The sequence below is a fragment of the Pelagibacterium sp. H642 genome (genome assembly GCF_031202855.1).
Classification (GTDB): Bacteria; Pseudomonadota; Alphaproteobacteria; order Rhizobiales; family Devosiaceae; genus Pelagibacterium.
The window spans coordinates 2,974,012-2,990,227 of sequence record NZ_CP101829.1; the positions used below are offsets into that span (position 1 = coordinate 2,974,012).

Below are 16,216 nucleotides of genomic sequence, written 5' to 3' on the forward strand. Positions count from 1 at the left end.
CATGACGGTCAGTCTGAATCCCGAGATCGCCTATTATTTCTTCCTGATCTTTGCGCGGCTCGGGACCATTCTGATGCTGCTGCCGGCGCTAGGCGAGCAAACCATTCCGGCGCGGATGCGGTTGACCTTCGCGCTGGCCTTTGCCGTCATCCTCTATCCGCTCGTCGCGCCGCAACTGGGTGGTGTGCCCGAAACGGTGGCCGGACTGGCCGCCGCGGTAGGCCATGAGCTTGCCGTGGGCTTCATCCTTGGCGGGCTGATCCGGCTGATCCTTTCGGCTGCCCAGGTGGCGGGGGCGGTGATCGCCTTCCAGATGGGCCTATCCATGGCGCAGACGACCGATCCGACCCAGGCGGGTGTACAGGGCGCGGTGGTTGGCAATTTTCTCGCCATGCTCGGTGTGACGCTGATCTTTGCCACCGACCTTCACCACATGCTGCTGGCCGGGGTTTATGCCAGCTACGCTTATTTCCCGCCCGATGCGCCGCTGATGCTGGGCGATGCGGCGGAGATGGCCGTGCGGATCATCGCGCAGTCCTTCGTCATCGGTATTCAGATGAGTGCGCCGCTGCTGGTGTTCGGGCTGGTGTTCTATCTGGGCCTCGGCATCCTGGGGCGGCTGATGCCGCAGATCCAGGTGTTCTTCATGGCCATGCCGGCCAACATCATCATCGGGTTGATCATCTTCGCGCTGCTCCTGAGCCTCACCATGACGCTCTATATCGGCCACCTCGAAGATCATTTCGCGCAGTTTCTGGGGTAGTCCATGAGCGACGACAAACCGGAACAGAGCGAAAAGACGGAAGACCCTTCCCAGAAACGTCTCGAAGACGCGCACAAAAAGGGCGACGTGGTCAAAAGCCAGGAGGTGACGACCTGGTTCATGGTGCTCGGTTCGGCGCTGGTCTTTGCGTTCGTCGCGCCGATGACCAGCGGATCGATCCTTTCGACGCTGAGCGAATATCTGGCACGGGCCGATCTCTATGAGGTGGGCGGTCCAGGGTTCAACCAGTTCATCTACGGTGCGACGACCACGCTGCTCGGCGCGCTGCTGGTGCCGATGATGCTTCTGGCGCTGTGCGGCGTGATCGGCAACATGGTGCAGCACCGGATGGTATTCTCGGCGGAAAACCTCAAGCCCAAACTGTCCAAGATATCGCCGCTCGCCGGCTTCAAACGGCTATTTTCCACCGAAGGGCTGGTCAATTTCGCCAAGGGTCTGTTCAAGCTCGTCGTGTTCTCCACCATCATGGTGATGGTGGTCTGGCCCGACAGGGACCGTCTATCGACCATCATGACCGCCGACCCGATCGTGATGCTGGAGCTGTTCCAGGAGATCGGGATCAAGATCTTCATCGCCACGCTGATCGCCATCACCGTGGTGGCGATGCTCGATTATCTCTACATGCGCCACAAATGGTGGCAGCGGCAGATGATGACGGTCAAGGAAGTCCGCGACGAGTATAAACAGATGGAGGGCGATCCGCAGCTCAAGGGCCGCATCCGCCAGATCCGGCTCGAGCGTAGCCGCAAGCGCATGATGGCCGCCGTGCCCGAGGCGACCGTCGTGGTGACCAACCCCACCCACTTTGCCGTGGCGCTCAAATATGATCGCGAGATGGCCGCGCCACAGGTGGTGGCCAAAGGGGTGGATTCGATTGCCCTACGCATCCGTGGGCTGGCCAAGGATCACGATATCCCCATCGTCGAGAACCCGCCGCTGGCGCGGGCGCTCTATGCCGGTGCGGAGGTAGGGGAGACCATTCCGGCCGAACATTTCAAGGCGGTGGCGCAGATCATTGGCTATGTGATGCGGCTGAAACAGCGCTCGGGGTGGAAGAGCGGAGAATGATGCAGGGTCAAACGTAGGCGCTGCTTTGCCGGGCAAGGTTGCTGAATCCCGGATTTATTCCCCGAATCCCGTGCAGCATTTGGCGCGAATTCAACCTGGATTGTTAATACGAGGTTAATCCGCACTACCCAAGCCAAAGGCGCGTTTGCTACCAATAGAAGCCCGATTCGCTGGGTGAGCGTTTGAGACGAGGAACAGAAGAGATGGCGATGGCCCGGATGGACGAGGACAGCTATCCCGAGCCCGTGGTGGCGCGGCCATCCTCGAACGCGGCCTTTTGGCGTGTGGTCATCCTTTCACTGTGTTTCATTGCGATCGCTGTGGCGTTTTCCTTTATGGGAGAAACCATCTCGCCCGAGATGATCGTGCTGTTGCTCGGCATTCTCGCAGTGATCGGCGTCTTCTCGCTGTTCGCACTGGCGGCCGGGCTGTTCCGGTTCGTGGGCGGCTCCGAAAAACGTACCCTGGCGCGGGCCATAGTCGACAGCTTGCCCTATGGGGCGGTCGTAACCGACAGAGAGGGCAAGATATTTTACGCCAATGCCCAATATTCGGAGCTCTCGAAGGGAATTTCCAAGGGCATTCCGGTGGGCGTGCCGCGGCTTTTCGCCAGCCAACCCGAGGCGAGCGAAGCGGTTTACCGCCTGTCGCGGGCGGCACGGGACGGACGATCGATCGTTGAAGATATCCGCATCGCCCGCGGGCAATCTGCGGCGCACTGGTTTCGGGTGACGGTACGCGCGCTGCCCGACTACGATGGCGCGCCAGGGAAATCGGTGATCTGGACCGTCGAGGACATCACCCGCGATCGCGAGGCGCAGGAGAACTTCTACGTCGAGCTGCAAAAGGCGATCGACTATCTCGACCATGCCCCGGCCGGGTTCTTTTCCGCAAACGCGCGCGGACGCATTCAGTATATCAACTCGACCCTTGCCGACTGGTTGGGCTATGACCTTGCCGCTTTCGAAGCCGGCGATCTCGATTTGGGAGAGATCGTCCACGGAGACGGCGCCGGCCTGCTGATGGGCGGCGGGCAGGACGGGGCGGTGAGGACCGAGATCATCGACCTCGATCTGGTACGCCAGGACGGTACAAATCTGCCCGTGCGGCTGCTGCATCGCGCGGCGCGGCTGGCGGAAGGCGAGTTGGGCGAAACGCGCACTCTTGTGCTCGACCGCTCGCGGGGCGTCGATGGCGAGGAAGCGTTGAGGGCGGCCGAAGTGCGGTTCTCGCGGTTCTTCAACAATACTCCCATCGCCATCGCGGCGCTCGATGCCAGCGGCAGGGTGGTGCGCACCAACGCGCCGTTCACGCGGATTTTCGGCCTGACTTCGGGTGAGCGGGGCATCGAAGGGCTCGAAGTCGCGACCCTCATCGATACGGACAATCGCGAAAAGCTGGCGGCGGCACTGTCCGATGCGCGGGCGCATAAATCGGAAATCGCGCCCGTGGATGCGACCATTCCGGGTGAAAAGGCGCGCAGTGTGCGGATGTTTATTTCCGGGGTCGAGCAGGGCGGGGAGAGCGACGAGGCGGCAATCCTTTATGCCCTCGACATGACCGAGCAGCGTCAGCTTGAAGAGCAGTTCGCGCAGGGCATGAAAATGCAGGCCGTGGGCCAGCTCGCCGGCGGGGTGGCGCACGATTTCAACAACGTCCTGACCGCCATCATCGGATTTTCGGACCTGCTGCTTTTGAAGCACAAGCCCTCCGATCCGTCGTTCTCGGACATCATGTCGATCAAGCAGAGCGCCAATCGCGCCGCTGGGCTGGTGCGGCAGCTCCTCGCCTTCTCGCGGCGGCAGACACTGCGCCCGCAGGTGCTCGAAGTGCCCCAGCATATCGACGACCTCACGGTGCTGTTGAAGCGGCTCATCGGCGAAAAGGTGACGCTTGATGTCGAGCATGGGCGTGAGGTTTGGCCGATCCGCGCCGATCTCGTTCAACTCGAGCAAGTGATCATCAACCTTGCGGTCAACGCTCGCGACGCAATGCCCGAGGGCGGACAGATTACCCTCAGAACGCGCAATGTGGATGTGGCCGAGGCCGAGACGCTGACTTACCCGGGCTTTGTACCCGCCGACTACGTACTGATCGAAGTGGCCGATACCGGCACGGGCATGACGCCGGAAATCATGGAAAAGATCTTCGAGCCGTTCTTTTCCACCAAGGAACTGGGCAAGGGCACCGGGCTGGGCCTTTCGATGGTCTATGGCATTATCAAGCAGACCGGCGGCTATATCTATCCCGAATCCGAAGTGGGGGTCGGAACGACGTTCCGCATCTTCCTGCCGCGTCACATTCCGATCGAAAAGGAAGAAGTGGCCAAGGCCGCGGCTGCGCCCGTCAAGGATCTCACCGGCAACGAACGCATCTTGTTGGTCGAGGACGAGGAAAGCGTGCGCATGTTCTCGGCACGGGCTCTTTCCACGACCGGCTATGAGGTGTTCGAAGCGGGATCGGGCGAGGAGGCCCTGGAGGTGATCGAGGAGGTCAATGGCGAACTCGATCTCATCATTTCCGACGTGGTGATGCCGGAAATGGACGGGCCGACGCTGCTTACCGAGGTGCGCAAGCGCTATCCGGAGCTCAAGGTGATCTTTGTTTCCGGCTATGCCGAGGAAAGCGTGCGGCAGGGCCTGGAAGACGACAGGAGCGTGGAGTTTTTGCCCAAGCCCTATACGCTTGACCAGATAAATTCCAAGGTCAAGGAAGTGCTTTCAGGCAAGCGGGAGTCCCGGGACGACTAGGATTTGTCCTCAGGCTCGTCGGCTTCTCCGTTCGTTGCCGTGAAGGACGCGCCGAGGCCGGCTCCGATGGCGACGCCAATGCCGATGCCTAGAGCAAGATTGTCGAGCGCTATGCCGATGGCAGCGCCGATGGCGACGCCCAATGCAATGCCAGTTCCCATATTCATCCTCGATCCTTTCCACGGCTTTGACGAAGCAAACCGCCGACGCGGCTGAGATGTTCCCCCCAAGTATAATGTTCTTATTTTGTCCCTTGACACAACTGAAACAAAATGAGAACAAATCAAGCATGGAAATCGATGTCGGCCGCGTTGCACGGGCGGGGCTTTGGTGGAATAAGGAGAGCGAGAAATGGCAGTTTCACAGCTTCGCGTTGTAGACGGGGGTTCGATGGACAAGAACAAGGCGCTCGAGGCGGCACTGGGCCAGATCGAGCGCAATTTCGGCAAGGGTTCGATCATGCGGCTGGGGGAGAACACCTCGGTCAATGTCGAATCGATCTCCACCGGCTCGCTCGGGCTCGATATCGCGCTGGGCATCGGTGGTTTGCCGCGCGGGCGCATCGTTGAAGTGTTCGGGCCGGAAAGCTCGGGTAAAACGACCCTGGCGCTGCATGTGGTGGCCGAGGCGCAGCGGGCTGGCGGCATTTGCGCGTTCGTAGACGCCGAACATGCTCTTGATCCTGTTTATGCGCGCAAGCTGGGCGTCAACGTCGATGATCTCCTAATCTCCCAGCCTGATGCTGGTGAACAGGCACTGGAAATCGCCGATACGCTGGTGCGCTCGGGCGCCATCGACGTTCTGGTCGTCGACTCGGTTGCCGCGCTCACGCCGCGCGCCGAACTTGAGGGCGAGATGGGCGATTCCCTGCCGGGGCTGCAGGCGCGCCTGATGAGCCAGGCGATGCGCAAGCTGACCGCTTCGATTTCCAAGTCGAAGGCGATGGTTATCTTCATCAACCAAATCCGCATGAAAATCGGCGTGATGTTCGGTTCGCCTGAGACCACAACCGGGGGGAATGCGCTCAAGTTCTATTCCTCGGTTCGCCTGGATATCCGCCGTATCGGTTCGATCAAGGATCGTGAGGAGGTCGTGGGCAACCAGACCCGGGTCAAGGTGGTTAAGAATAAGCTGGCTCCCCCGTTCCGTCAGGTCGAGTTCGACATCATGTATGGCGAAGGCATCTCCAAGACCGGCGAGTTGCTCGACCTCGGGGTCAAGACCGGGATCGTTGAAAAATCGGGTGCCTGGTTTTCTTATGACAGTCAGAGGCTCGGCCAGGGGCGCGAGAATGCGCGCCAGTTCCTCAAGGATAATCCCGAGATCGCCAACCAGATCGAGAACGGGGTGCGCGAGAGTGCGGGCCTTTTGGCTGCGGAACTGATTACCGCCGGCGAGGATGGCGGCGGTAGCGACGACTGATATCGGCAGGAATTCGGAATCATCGAGCGGTTGAAATCGAGCGGTTCCGACTCTACCTTTGGAAATGACCTCCCTGGCGCCGGGCAACCGGCGCCTTTTCTTGTTTGGGTGGACGCCTGTTCGCATTGCGCTTGCTTAGTGCACGCGTTATTAGGCTTGCTCAGGTTTTCGGGCCGGCAGCGAAGGTTGAGACCCCTTCTATCCGGCGCGCATAGAAGAATAATTCGGTGTGGCGCGTTCTGCCGCAGACAGGTTCCGGGCTCGATCATGACAAGCGTAAACGACATTCGTTCGACCTTCCTCGACTTCTTTGCCAAGAATGGTCACGAGAAGGTCGCCTCGAGCCCGCTGGTGCCGCGCAACGATCCGACGCTGATGTTCACCAATGCCGGCATGGTGCAGTTCAAGAACGTCTTCACCGGTCTTGAAAAACGCCCCTACAGCCGCGCGACCACCTCGCAGAAGTGCGTGCGCGCCGGGGGCAAGCACAACGACCTGGACAATGTAGGGTTCACGGCACGGCATCTCACCTTTTTCGAGATGTTGGGCAACTTCTCGTTCGGAGATTACTTCAAGGAACAGGCGATCGAACTGGCCTGGAACCTTGTGACCAAGGAGTTCGGCCTGCCCAAGGACAAGCTGCTGGTTACCGTCTATCATACCGATGACGAGGCAGCCGAATATTGGAAGAAGATTGCCGGCTTTTCCGACGACAAGATCATCCGCATTCCAACATCGGACAATTTCTGGACGATGGGCGACACTGGTCCGTGCGGTCCTTGCTCAGAAATCTTTATCGATCGCGGCGAGCACATCTGGGGCGGTCCTCCGGGCAGCCCGGAAGAAGATGGCGATCGCTTCCTCGAGTTCTGGAACCTGGTGTTCATGCAGTACGAACAGTTCGGCGACGGAACCCAGGAGCCGCTGCCCAACCCGTCTATCGATACGGGCATGGGACTGGAGCGCATGGCCTCCATCCTGCAAGGTGTTGAAAGCGTCTTTGAAACCGACATGTTCCGGCACGTCATTGATGCGACGGCGTCCGCCGTCGGCAAGGCGCCGACCGCCGAGACGGTTGCCTCTTATCGCGTGATCGCCGACCATTTGCGGTCCATGTCGTTCTTGATCGCCGACGGCGTCCTGCCGGCCAATGAAGGGCGCGGCTATGTGCTGCGGCGTATCATGCGCCGCGCCATGCGGCACGCCACCCTGTTGGGCACCAACAATCCCACGATCTATAAACTCGTTCCGGCGCTGGTGCGCGAAATGGGACAGGCCTATCCCGACCTCGTTCAGGGTGAGGCGATGATCTCCGAGACCATCCGCCTGGAAGAAGAACGCTTCCTCAAAACCTTGAGTCGCGGACTTCAGATTCTTGAAGATGAGACCGCTGGGCTGAGCCAAGGCGATACGCTTGCAGGCGAGACCGCGTTCAAGCTCTATGACACCTATGGCTTCCCGCTTGATCTGACCCAGGACGCACTGCGCCTGCGAGGCGTTTCGGTCGATCAGGCCGGGTTCGACCTGGCGATGGCCCGCCAGAAGGAAGAGGCGCGCAAGAGCTGGTCGGGTTCGGGAGATGCGGCGACGAGCGCCGTCTGGTTTGCGGTGGCCGACAAGGCCGGGGCGACCGAATTTCTCGGCTACGAAACCGAGGAAAGCGACGGCGCGATTCTGGCCCTGGTCAAGGATGGTGCGCGGGTCGATACGCTCAATGCCGGTGAAGAGGGTTTCATCGTTCTCAACCAGACCCCGTTCTACGGGGAGAGCGGCGGTCAGGTCGGCGATACCGGCGCGATGCTGAGCGAGGACGGCGCACGTATTGTAGTGCTCGATACCACCAAGCAGGCCGGTGGGGTTTTCGCCCATCGGGTCAAAGTCGAGAATGGATCCGTGGCGGTCGGCGACGCCCTGACGCTCAAGGTCGATCACGGCCGGCGCTCGTCCATCCGTGCCAACCACTCGGCCACGCATCTGCTGCACGAGGCGCTGCGCGAGGTGCTGGGCACACATGTCGCCCAAAAGGGGTCCTTGGTGTCGCCCGATCGCCTGCGTTTCGATTTTTCGCATACCAAGCCGATGAGTGAGGCTGAAATCGCCGAGGTCGAACGCCTGGCCAACGCGATCGTGCTGCAGAACGCGCCTGTCGAGACCCGCCTTATGGCGGTTGAAGATGCCGTCGAGGCCGGGGCGATGGCGCTGTTCGGCGAAAAGTACGGCGACGAGGTGCGTGTCGTGTCCATGGGCACGGCACTTGAAGGCGAAAAAGCGGGCAAGACGTATTCGATGGAGTTGTGCGGCGGCACGCATGTGCGGCGCACCGGCGATATCGGGCTGGTCAAGATTGTTGGCGAAAGTTCGGTTGCCGGCGGCGTGCGGCGTGTCGAGGCACTGACTGCCGATGGCGCGCGCGCTTACCTCAACGCCCAGGACGATCAGCTCAAGGTGATCGCCGCCTCTCTCAAAGTTTCGCCGCGCGACGCGGCGGCGCGGGTCGAGGCGCTGGTTGAGGAGCGCCGCGCGCTTGAGCGGCAACTCGCCGAGGCGCGCCAGAAGCTGGCGATGGGCGGCGGCGCTGCTGCAAACGGGGCGGCAGGCGAAACCGTCAACGGCGTGACCTTCATGGGGCGCGTGGTCGAAGGGTTGCAGCCCAAGGATCTGCGCGGCCTCGTCGATCAGGGTAAAAAGCAGCTTGGGTCAGGTGTCGTCGTGATCGTAGGAACCACCGAAGACGGCAAGGCGGGTATAGCGGTCGGGGTGAGCGATGACCTCGTGGCGCGCTACAGCGCCGTTGATCTGGTACGCGTGGGTTCTGCCGCGCTGGGTGGGCAGGGCGGCGGTGGCCGGCCGGATATGGCCCAGGCCGGCGGTCCCGATGGTGCCCAGGCGCATGCCGCAGTGGACGCGATCAAGGCGCAGCTCTCCACCTAACGGTAGCACAGACGCGGGTAAGCGCCAGCGCGCGGGGATTATCACGTGCGCTGGGATTGGAAGTTGGCAGAAATATACTCCTGCAACCTCGTCGGCCCGCGCTCGTAATCGGTGGGCTGGTCCGACGCCTCATCGATTACTGTTGCCGTCATGCACGCGTAAGAGTTGGCCGCGGGTTCAGAAAAGCCAAATCCCAGAAAGGTCCGCTCCCAATTTTTTCGTGGAATTTCCTCCACGTTGACGGCGATGCCGAGGACTTCCGCGAACGCGGCGGCGACGTCGCGCGAGGTATAGCGTTGGGGCCCTTCGACATGGATGATGCCGACGTCTGTTGCCGGGGTCAGCAGGCGGCGCGCGGCAGCGGCGCCGAGATCGTCCGGCGCAACCATGGGAATGGCGAGATCGGCAGGAAAGAAGCTGGGTAACGTTCTGCTCTCGCGCACCGCATCGAGCATCCCGATCCAGTTGCTCATGTAATACGCGCCACGATTGATGGCGACGGGAATAGGCAATGCTGTGATGAGCTGCTCGAATTCATAGAGCACCGTGAGGTCGCCGCACCGCTCGCCGGGCCGAGCGCCATAAGTGGAGGCGAGGACGATCTTTTCAAGCGCGGCGCCTTGGAGCGCTTCGGCGATCGCGGCGATGTTGGCGCGTTCTTCGGCGTCGGTGTCGGTCGCCGGATCGGCAGGCGGGTTGAGCAGAAAGGCGCGGGTGGCGCTGCCGAACAGATCACGTCGCGAATATCCGCCTCAGCGAGAGTCGCACCTCCGGCTTTCAGCGCCGCGGCGTGAGCGGTATTCCGCGATATGATGGTGGCAGGCTCGCCATATCGCAGCAATGCTCGCGCCGTTGCGGAGCCGACTTGCCCCGTTCCTCCGATAATGATGTTCAAGGCGATTCTCCTTGGTTCCTATAGCGCCGGAATAACCGCCAGCGATGTCAGGTTCCGTCAGGAGAAACGACGGGCACAAAAGAAAATGGCCCCAAAAGAGGGGCCACTTCCGCTTCGTTCAGGGAGGAATCAGAACGAAGCTTTGAGGCTGGCGCTGATGGCGAAGACGCTGCCCTGATCCCAGGACTCGCCACGAGCGTTGGTGCCGTCTTCGGTAATCGAATAGGAAACGCCGCCCGATAGTTCGGCCGCTTCCGAGAGAGTATACGCCCCTCCCAGGGAGACACCCCAGCGGTCGGTTTGAGTGCCGGCGGCCAAGACGCCGTCATCCCGAACTTGCGAGGTACCGCGATCCCAGGTCAGGCTGCCGAGTACAGTGAATTCCTCAGTGAGCTGATGTCCCACTCCCCCGGTCACTGTCCATCCGTCACGGTATTCAAGGTCCGTACCGATTTGCGGGATAGGTCCATCGATATCTACCTCTAAGCGGTCGACAATAGACCAATCCACCCATTTGACAGATGCCAACGCGAGCCAGCCAGGAGCGATGCCGGTCTGGCCGCGTAGTTCGAACGATTGAGGGGTCGTGACATTAGCCGTTGCGTCGCCGGTGAATATCGTGCCGCCGAAAGCGTCGCCGTCCAAATCATATTCGACCGGAGCATTATAGATGGCGCTGATCCGAAGGGCGATTTCTTCCATTTCGTAGGCGACACCGGCACGCCAGCCGAAGCCATTGCCGGAGATGTCGAGGTCGGAGGGACCTGTGGGGAGAAAAACGGTTGCATCGTATTCGAGCTGCTGGAGAGACGCCACCGATTACGCTGAACACGCCCCCCATTGCATCAAAGCCATAGGCGCAGGTTAGACCCGTATCGATAGAGGAAATGCGTTCGCTGATGGCTTGGCCCGAGGCCGCGGCATATGTCGGATCTCTGTCTGTCCCTGATCCCCATGGGTTCTGAACTGAAACGAGGCACGACGTGTTGTCGACGAGGTCTGCCTTAAAACCCACATTGTAGTGAATTCGATCTGCCGAGTGGGCAGCTTCGTCAAAGCCCGGCGCGCTGATTTCATGGGTAATATTGACGTTAGTGATCGTCGCTTCAGTTGCGTACGTATCGGGATCGAAAATGAAATCCCAGTTGTAGCCATTGGCTTCGAGACCGCCGGCATGGGCCGACGATGTCGCCATTGCCGCCAATGCGGCAATGGTGAAGACGCGGGTGCGCTTAAGCGTCATAGATTATCCTCCTCCATTGTGTTCGGAGCGCTCCTCCAGCGCTCGCGTCGCCAGCCATGCCTCACCTTTGAGGAGGGCTATTGACGTTTGCGTCAACGATCACCGTATTCGCGCCTGCGGTCAATCCGTGCCGCGTCCAATAACGACGAAAATGTGACAGTGAAGCGCAACTGCAACAGGCTGGATACGGCATGAAAAAAGGCGGCGCCCCGGAGGACGCCGCCTTTTCGGTTCCGGTGAGAACCGCTACTGGCCCATGGCCTTTTGCAGGTTCTGGTCGATGGCGTCCAGGAAGCCCATGGTGGAGAGCCAGGGCTGGTCTGGACCCACGAGAAGGGCGAGGTCCTTGGTCATCTTGCCTTCCTCGATCGTGTCGACGGTCACCTTCTCGAGCGTTGCTGCGAATTTGGCGAGCTCGTCATTGCCATCGAGCTTGGCGCGGTGCGCCAGGCCACGGGTCCATGCGAAGATCGAGGCGGTGGAGTTGGTGGAGGTTTCCTTGCCCTGCTGGTGCTGGCGGTAGTGACGGGTCACCGTGCCATGCGCGGCTTCTGCCTCGACGGTCTTGCCATCAGGGGTCATCAGCACCGAAGTCATCAGGCCAAGCGAGCCGAACCCTTGCGCGACGGTATCGGACTGCACGTCGCCATCATAATTCTTGGCGGCCCAGACATAACCGCCCGACCACTTGAGGGCAGCGGCAACCATGTCATCGATCAGGCGGTGTTCGTACCAGATCTTCTTGGCTTCGAACTGCTCCTTGAACTCGGTGTCGTAGATCTCCTGGAAGATGTCCTTGAAGCGCCCGTCATAGACCTTGAGGATGGTGTTCTTGGTCGAGAGGTAGCAGGGGACGCCGCGATTGAGGGCGTAGTTCATCGACGCGCGGGCGAAATCGCGGATGGAATCGTCGAGATTGTACATGGCCATGGCGATGCCGGCGCCAGGGGCCTGGAACACTTCATGCTCGATCTCGGACCCGTCCTCGCCCACGAACTTAATGGTCAGCTTGCCCTTGCCGGGAAATTTGAAGTCGGTGGCGCGGTACTGGTCGCCGAAGGCGTGACGGCCGACGATGATCGGCTGGGTCCAGCCGGGAACGAGGCGGGGCACGTTCTTGCAGATGATGGGCTCGCGGAAGATCACGCCGCCAAGAATATTGCGGATGGTCCCGTTGGGGGACTTCCACATCTTCTTCAGCCCGAACTCTTCGACGCGGGCTTCATCGGGGGTGATGGTGGCGCACTTGACGCCGACGCCGTGCTTTTTGATGGCGTTGGCGGAATCGATGGTCACCTGATCGTCGGTGGCGTCGCGATTTTCGACCGAGAGATCGTAATATTCAAGATCGATGTCGAGATAGGGATGGATCAGCTTGTCCTTGATGGCCTGCCAGATGATCCTTGTCATCTCGTCGCCGTCGAGCTCGACGACGGGGTTTTCGACTTTGATCTTGCTCATTAACGTCTCCTCGGTGGTGCTTTTCGCTCGCGCCCCTATAGCATTGGCCGCACAAAGCGCAAAGCTGTCCGAGAGGTCTATTTCGGCGGCAGGCTGGAGGCGAAGGCGAGGCATTCGTTGAGCCAGGCGACGAGCGCCGCGTCGTCCTCGATCACCTCGCCATCCACGGCGACAAACCCGGACATCGTCTTTTCGCCCATGATCATCGGCGTGCAGCCGGGGCGGGCGAGGGCGGCCTCATAGCCATCCTTGCCAACGCGGGCGATAAGCGCACCCTCCTTCATCACGGCGACCACCATGTTACCATCCAGCATGAAGGCGCTGCCGCCGAACATCTTCTTTTCGGCGAGGCCCGGCAGGGGCGCGAAATGCTCGCGGATGCGGTCAGCCAGGGTATCGGAAGCTTCACTCATGGTTTCAAAACCCGTTGGCGTCGCGATAGGTGTCGTAGCGGGGCAAAGCCGGGTCGAACATGTCCCAATCGAGATGGCTGCGCGAAAAGATCGCCTGGGTGGGCGCGAACCATGCGGGATCGTCGAAAAGTCCCGCGGGCAGCAGGATCAGCTTTGGTGCACGGGCGGTGCGTGCAAAGAGCGGCGTGCCGCAATTGGGACAGAAGGAGCGGGTGATTTCGGAACCCGAGGCGGCAATGCGGGAGTGGCCCTTCACTTCGCCGGAGATCGTCACGGCTTCGGATGGTACCAGTACAACCGTCGAGTGACCGGTGCCCGATGCTTTGCGGCAATCGCGGCACGAGCAGGCGAGCATCGATAGTACTGGACCGGCGACGGTCATGGCCACGGCGCCGCATGCACAAGTCGCGGTTTCATCGAGCGATAGGCGTGTCATGGCGAGAGGCTGGCACGGCACGGGGCGGCAGGCAATCTTGATTTGTCGGCGGGTCGCGCGTAAGCGGGCGGCAAACCTATTTGGAATGGGATCATGGCCGGTACCGACACCAGCAGGGAATTCGTTTTCCGCCCCACACCCGCGATCATTCTCGTCGAACCGCAACTGGGCGAGAATATCGGCGCGGCGGCACGGGCCATGGCCAATTTCGGGCTTTGGGACCTGCGGCTGGTCAACCCGCGCGATGGCTGGCCCAATGAAAAAGCCGTCGCCGCGGCATCCAAGGCCGATCACGTGATCGAGCGCACGCAGGTGTTCGATACCCTCGCCGAGGCGATGGCGGATCTGCATCTGGTTTATGCCACGACGGCGCGCAGCCGGGAGATGTTCAAGCCGGTGATCGGGCCCGACGAAGCGGCGAACCGGCTGTCGGCGCATATCGGGGCGGGTCACAAGGCGGGAATTCTGTTCGGGCGTGAGCGCTGGGGGCTCAACAATGACGAGGTGGCACTGTCGGATGCCATCGTTACCCTGCCGGTCGAACCGGCTTTCGCATCGCTCAATATCGCCCAGGCCGTGCTGGTGCTTGCCTATGAATGGCGGCGGGCTGCCCTTTCCGATGAACCGCTGCCCTTTGCCGGCGAAGAGGGCGAGCCCGCGCCGCGCGAACAATTGGTGGGCCTCACCGAACAATTGGGTGAAGCGCTGGATCGGGCCGGTTTCTTTAAGACGCCGGATAAGCGTCCGGGCGTAATGAACAATATCCGCTCGATGTTCGCGCGCGCCGGGTTCAATGCCCAGGAGGTGCGGACGCTGCGCGGTATCGTGGCGGCGCTGGATCGGCGGCACGAACGGGCCAATCCGACGCGTAACCAGCCGAGCGACGAACCGGATCTACAATAGTCCGCACGGTTGCAGCGGCGCATTGCCGCCGATAGGCTGCGGTCAAGGAGAACCAGCTCCACCCCGCCTCAAACCTTCTCTCCAGGTCCGTCCATGGCAGCGCCCACATCGTCGGCTTCGAGCCCGAGCATCGGCACACCGGAAAGCGGCATGGCGTTCATGATCGTGGCGGTGCTGCTGGTGCCGCTCAGCGATGCGCTTTCGAAAAGCCTGACCGGATTGCTCAACCCATTCGAGATCGCCTTCTGGCGCTTTCTGTTCCAGATGCTGGTGCTGGGCATGGTGATCCTGATTATGCGCCGGCGGCTGGTGCGAGGGCCCTGGCATCTGCTGATCCTGGGTGGCCTCACCTCGGCGGCGACGCTAGCGGCGCTGATCGGGGCGTTTGTTACGATGCCGATCGCGACGGCCATTGCGATCTTCTTTGTCGAGCCCCTGATCCTCACCGTGCTTTCGGGGCTGTTCCTGGGCGAGAAGGCCGGCATCCGCCGCTATGTTGCCGTAGGGGTGGGCCTGGTCGGTGCGGTAATCGTTATCCGGCCGAGCTGGGACATCTTCGGCTGGAGTTCGATCCTGCCGCTGGTGGCGGCGACCGCGTTTGCCGGCAACGCGATCGTCATCCGCAAGCTATCGCCGGTGATGGATGCGATTTCGATCCAATTCTGGTTTGCGCTGGTGGCGGTGGTGACCATCGGTGGGGGCCTTTTGGCCCTGGGGCGATTCGACCTCATCAGCATTACCGGCGGTTTTGATCCTGACGGGCCTTGGGGGCAGCTCTTGTTCATGGGTACGCTTTCGGCGTTCACCTTTTTCCTTTTTTCCGAAGCCTTTCGCCGTACTCCTGCCTCTACTCTGGCACCGTTCCAATATATAGAGATTATCGGCGCAACGATCGTGGGCTATGTCTTCTTCGGCGATTTCCCCGATCTATGGACGTGGGTGGGGACGGCAGTGATCCTGACTTCGGGGCTCTATGTGTTCCAGCGCGAGCGCAAACAGAGCCAGATCGATGCTCGCGCGGCGCGTGCACGGGCCAAATAGCCCGGTTGCGCTTGACTTTGCCGCGATTGACCCATAGAACCCGCCCATCCTGATCGGCTAAGCCATCAGGAAGCACCCGGGACCGTCGGTTTGCGATTTTCCGGTTCGGCCAAAAGGTTGAGCCAGAGTTCTTACGTTTTTCGCACGGTCTGTCGGCTCCGCTTCACAAGCGGAGCAGAGGAGGGCGCTGTCTTTGATCGTTATTAGAAAGGACATGCGATGTCGAAACGTCATACGCAGAAGCACAAGATCGACCGCCGCCTTGGCGAAAACATCTGGGGTCGTCCCAAGAGCCCGCTCAACGCCCGCGCCTATGGTCCCGGCCAGCACGGCCAGCGTCGCAAGGGCAAGCTTTCGGACTACGGCATTCAGCTCCGCGCCAAGCAGAAGCTGAAGGGCTACTACGGCTCGATCACCGAAAAGGCCTTCCGCCGCGTTTACGAAGAAGCCGCCCGTCGCCGTGGCGATACCGGTGAGAACCTCATCGGCATTCTCGAAAGCCGCCTGGACGCCATCGTTTACCGCGCCAAGTTCGTGCCCACCGTGTTTGCCGCGCGTCAGTTCGTGAACCACGGCCACGTGACCGTCAACGGCAAGCGCGTCAATATTCCGTCCTACAACGTCAAGCCGGGCGACGTCGTCGCGATCCGTGAGCGCTCCAAGCAGCTCACCATCGTGCTCGAAGCCACCCAGCTCGCCGAGCGTGACGTGCCGGACTATGTCGATGCGGATCACTCCAAGATGACCGCGACCTATGTGCGCGTCCCCAATCTGGGCGATGTGCCGTACCCGGTTCAGATGGAACCGAATCTGGTCGTCGAATTCTATTCGCGCTAAGCGAAAGCCAAGAGTTCAAGAAGAAGGGCCGC

General features: G+C 61.0%; 15 protein-coding genes. 8 read left to right on the forward strand and 7 right to left on the reverse strand.

All coding sequences use genetic code 11. The features are described from left to right. Position 1: 1 nt before the first annotated feature. The 3 genes from fliR to cckA all read left to right on the forward strand — a co-directional run bounded on the left by fliR (position 2) and on the right by cckA (position 4,602). A complete protein-coding gene (gene fliR / locus NO934_RS14600; RefSeq protein ID WP_309160698.1) occupies positions 2-763 on the forward strand; it encodes a flagellar biosynthetic protein FliR in 762 nt (253 codons plus the stop codon). 3 nt (positions 764-766) lie between these two features. Then, positions 767-1,852, forward strand: coding sequence for a flagellar biosynthesis protein FlhB (flhB, locus tag NO934_RS14605; RefSeq protein ID WP_309160699.1), 1,086 nt, complete (start codon positions 767-769; stop codon positions 1,850-1,852). 203 nt (positions 1,853-2,055) lie between these two features. Next, a complete protein-coding gene (gene cckA / locus NO934_RS14610; RefSeq protein ID WP_309160700.1) occupies positions 2,056-4,602 on the forward strand; it encodes a cell cycle histidine kinase CckA in 2,547 nt (848 codons plus the stop codon). Here cckA and NO934_RS14615 read toward each other — a convergent pair. After that, complete coding sequence (locus tag NO934_RS14615; protein WP_309163791.1) at positions 4,599-4,769, reverse strand: hypothetical protein; 171 nt, start codon at positions 4,767-4,769, stop codon at positions 4,599-4,601. The genes cckA and NO934_RS14615 overlap by 4 nt on opposite strands. 184 nt (positions 4,770-4,953) lie before the next feature. On the opposite strand from NO934_RS14615, the gene recA reads away from it, so the two are divergent. Together recA and alaS are read left to right on the forward strand one after the other, a co-directional pair. Beyond that, the gene (gene recA / locus NO934_RS14620) at positions 4,954-6,024 is read left to right on the forward strand and encodes a recombinase RecA (RefSeq protein ID WP_309160701.1); all 1,071 of its coding nucleotides are present in this window, start codon (positions 4,954-4,956) and stop codon (positions 6,022-6,024) included. A 267-nt stretch (positions 6,025-6,291) separates the two neighbouring features. Then, positions 6,292-8,955 (forward strand): alanine--tRNA ligase, encoded by a 2,664-nt coding sequence (gene alaS / locus NO934_RS14625; protein WP_309160702.1) that lies wholly within the window; start codon positions 6,292-6,294, stop codon positions 8,953-8,955. 41 nt (positions 8,956-8,996) lie between these two features. On the opposite strand, the gene NO934_RS14630 is transcribed toward alaS, so the two are convergent. The 6 genes from NO934_RS14630 to NO934_RS14655 form a co-directional block, all read right to left on the reverse strand. Then, positions 8,997-9,500 (reverse strand): hypothetical protein, encoded by a 504-nt coding sequence (locus NO934_RS14630; RefSeq protein ID WP_309160703.1) that lies wholly within the window; start codon positions 9,498-9,500, stop codon positions 8,997-8,999. Then, on the reverse strand, positions 9,425-9,850 hold the full coding sequence (locus NO934_RS14635) for an NAD-dependent epimerase/dehydratase family protein (protein WP_309160704.1): 426 nt from the start codon (positions 9,848-9,850) through the stop codon (positions 9,425-9,427). Before NO934_RS14635 ends, NO934_RS14630 begins: the two co-directional genes overlap by 76 nt. A 129-nt stretch (positions 9,851-9,979) precedes the next feature. After that, a complete protein-coding gene (locus tag NO934_RS14640; RefSeq protein ID WP_309160705.1) occupies positions 9,980-10,666 on the reverse strand; it encodes an outer membrane protein transport protein in 687 nt (228 codons plus the stop codon). A 673-nt stretch (positions 10,667-11,339) separates the two neighbouring features. Continuing rightward, positions 11,340-12,554, reverse strand: coding sequence for an NADP-dependent isocitrate dehydrogenase (locus NO934_RS14645; RefSeq protein WP_309160706.1), 1,215 nt, complete (start codon positions 12,552-12,554; stop codon positions 11,340-11,342). A gap of 77 nt (positions 12,555-12,631) precedes the next feature. Beyond that, positions 12,632-12,967: a TfoX/Sxy family protein gene (locus tag NO934_RS14650; protein ID WP_309160707.1), complete on the reverse strand. Its 336-nt coding sequence runs from the start codon at positions 12,965-12,967 to the stop codon at positions 12,632-12,634. Positions 12,968-12,971: 4 nt separating this feature from the next. Next, positions 12,972-13,403, reverse strand: a complete 432-nt coding sequence (locus NO934_RS14655; protein ID WP_309160708.1) for a GFA family protein — start codon at positions 13,401-13,403, stop codon at positions 12,972-12,974. A 93-nt stretch (positions 13,404-13,496) separates the two neighbouring features. On the opposite strand from NO934_RS14655, the gene NO934_RS14660 reads away from it, so the two are divergent. From NO934_RS14660 to rpsD, 3 genes are all read left to right on the forward strand, one after another. Beyond that, on the forward strand, positions 13,497-14,306 hold the full coding sequence (locus NO934_RS14660; RefSeq protein ID WP_309160709.1) for an RNA methyltransferase: 810 nt from the start codon (positions 13,497-13,499) through the stop codon (positions 14,304-14,306). A gap of 150 nt (positions 14,307-14,456) precedes the next feature. Continuing rightward, on the forward strand, positions 14,457-15,347 hold the full coding sequence (locus tag NO934_RS14665) for a DMT family transporter (protein ID WP_309160710.1): 891 nt from the start codon (positions 14,457-14,459) through the stop codon (positions 15,345-15,347). 219 nt (positions 15,348-15,566) lie between these two features. After that, complete coding sequence (gene rpsD, locus NO934_RS14670) at positions 15,567-16,184, forward strand: 30S ribosomal protein S4 (RefSeq protein WP_309160711.1); 618 nt, start codon at positions 15,567-15,569, stop codon at positions 16,182-16,184. Positions 16,185-16,216 lie beyond the last annotated feature (32 nt).

What these genes read in the sequence shown, in the direction of transcription:
- fliR (WP_309160698.1), top strand. Translation starts at nt 2, where the DNA reads ATGACGGTCAGTCTGAATCCCGAGATCGCCTATTATTTCTTCCTGATC.
- flhB (WP_309160699.1), top strand. Translation starts at nt 767, where the DNA reads ATGAGCGACGACAAACCGGAACAGAGCGAAAAGACGGAAGACCCTTCC.
- cckA (WP_309160700.1), top strand. Translation starts at nt 2,056, where the DNA reads ATGGCGATGGCCCGGATGGACGAGGACAGCTATCCCGAGCCCGTGGTG.
- NO934_RS14615 (WP_309163791.1), bottom strand. Translation starts at nt 4,769, where the DNA reads ATGAATATGGGAACTGGCATTGCATTGGGCGTCGCCATCGGCGCTGCC.
- recA (WP_309160701.1), top strand. Translation starts at nt 4,954, where the DNA reads ATGGCAGTTTCACAGCTTCGCGTTGTAGACGGGGGTTCGATGGACAAG.
- alaS (WP_309160702.1), top strand. Translation starts at nt 6,292, where the DNA reads ATGACAAGCGTAAACGACATTCGTTCGACCTTCCTCGACTTCTTTGCC.
- NO934_RS14645 (WP_309160706.1), bottom strand. Translation starts at nt 12,554, where the DNA reads ATGAGCAAGATCAAAGTCGAAAACCCCGTCGTCGAGCTCGACGGCGAC.
- NO934_RS14650 (WP_309160707.1), bottom strand. Translation starts at nt 12,967, where the DNA reads ATGAGTGAAGCTTCCGATACCCTGGCTGACCGCATCCGCGAGCATTTC.
- NO934_RS14655 (WP_309160708.1), bottom strand. Translation starts at nt 13,403, where the DNA reads ATGACACGCCTATCGCTCGATGAAACCGCGACTTGTGCATGCGGCGCC.
- NO934_RS14660 (WP_309160709.1), top strand. Translation starts at nt 13,497, where the DNA reads ATGGCCGGTACCGACACCAGCAGGGAATTCGTTTTCCGCCCCACACCC.
- NO934_RS14665 (WP_309160710.1), top strand. Translation starts at nt 14,457, where the DNA reads ATGGCGTTCATGATCGTGGCGGTGCTGCTGGTGCCGCTCAGCGATGCG.
- rpsD (WP_309160711.1), top strand. Translation starts at nt 15,567, where the DNA reads ATGTCGAAACGTCATACGCAGAAGCACAAGATCGACCGCCGCCTTGGC.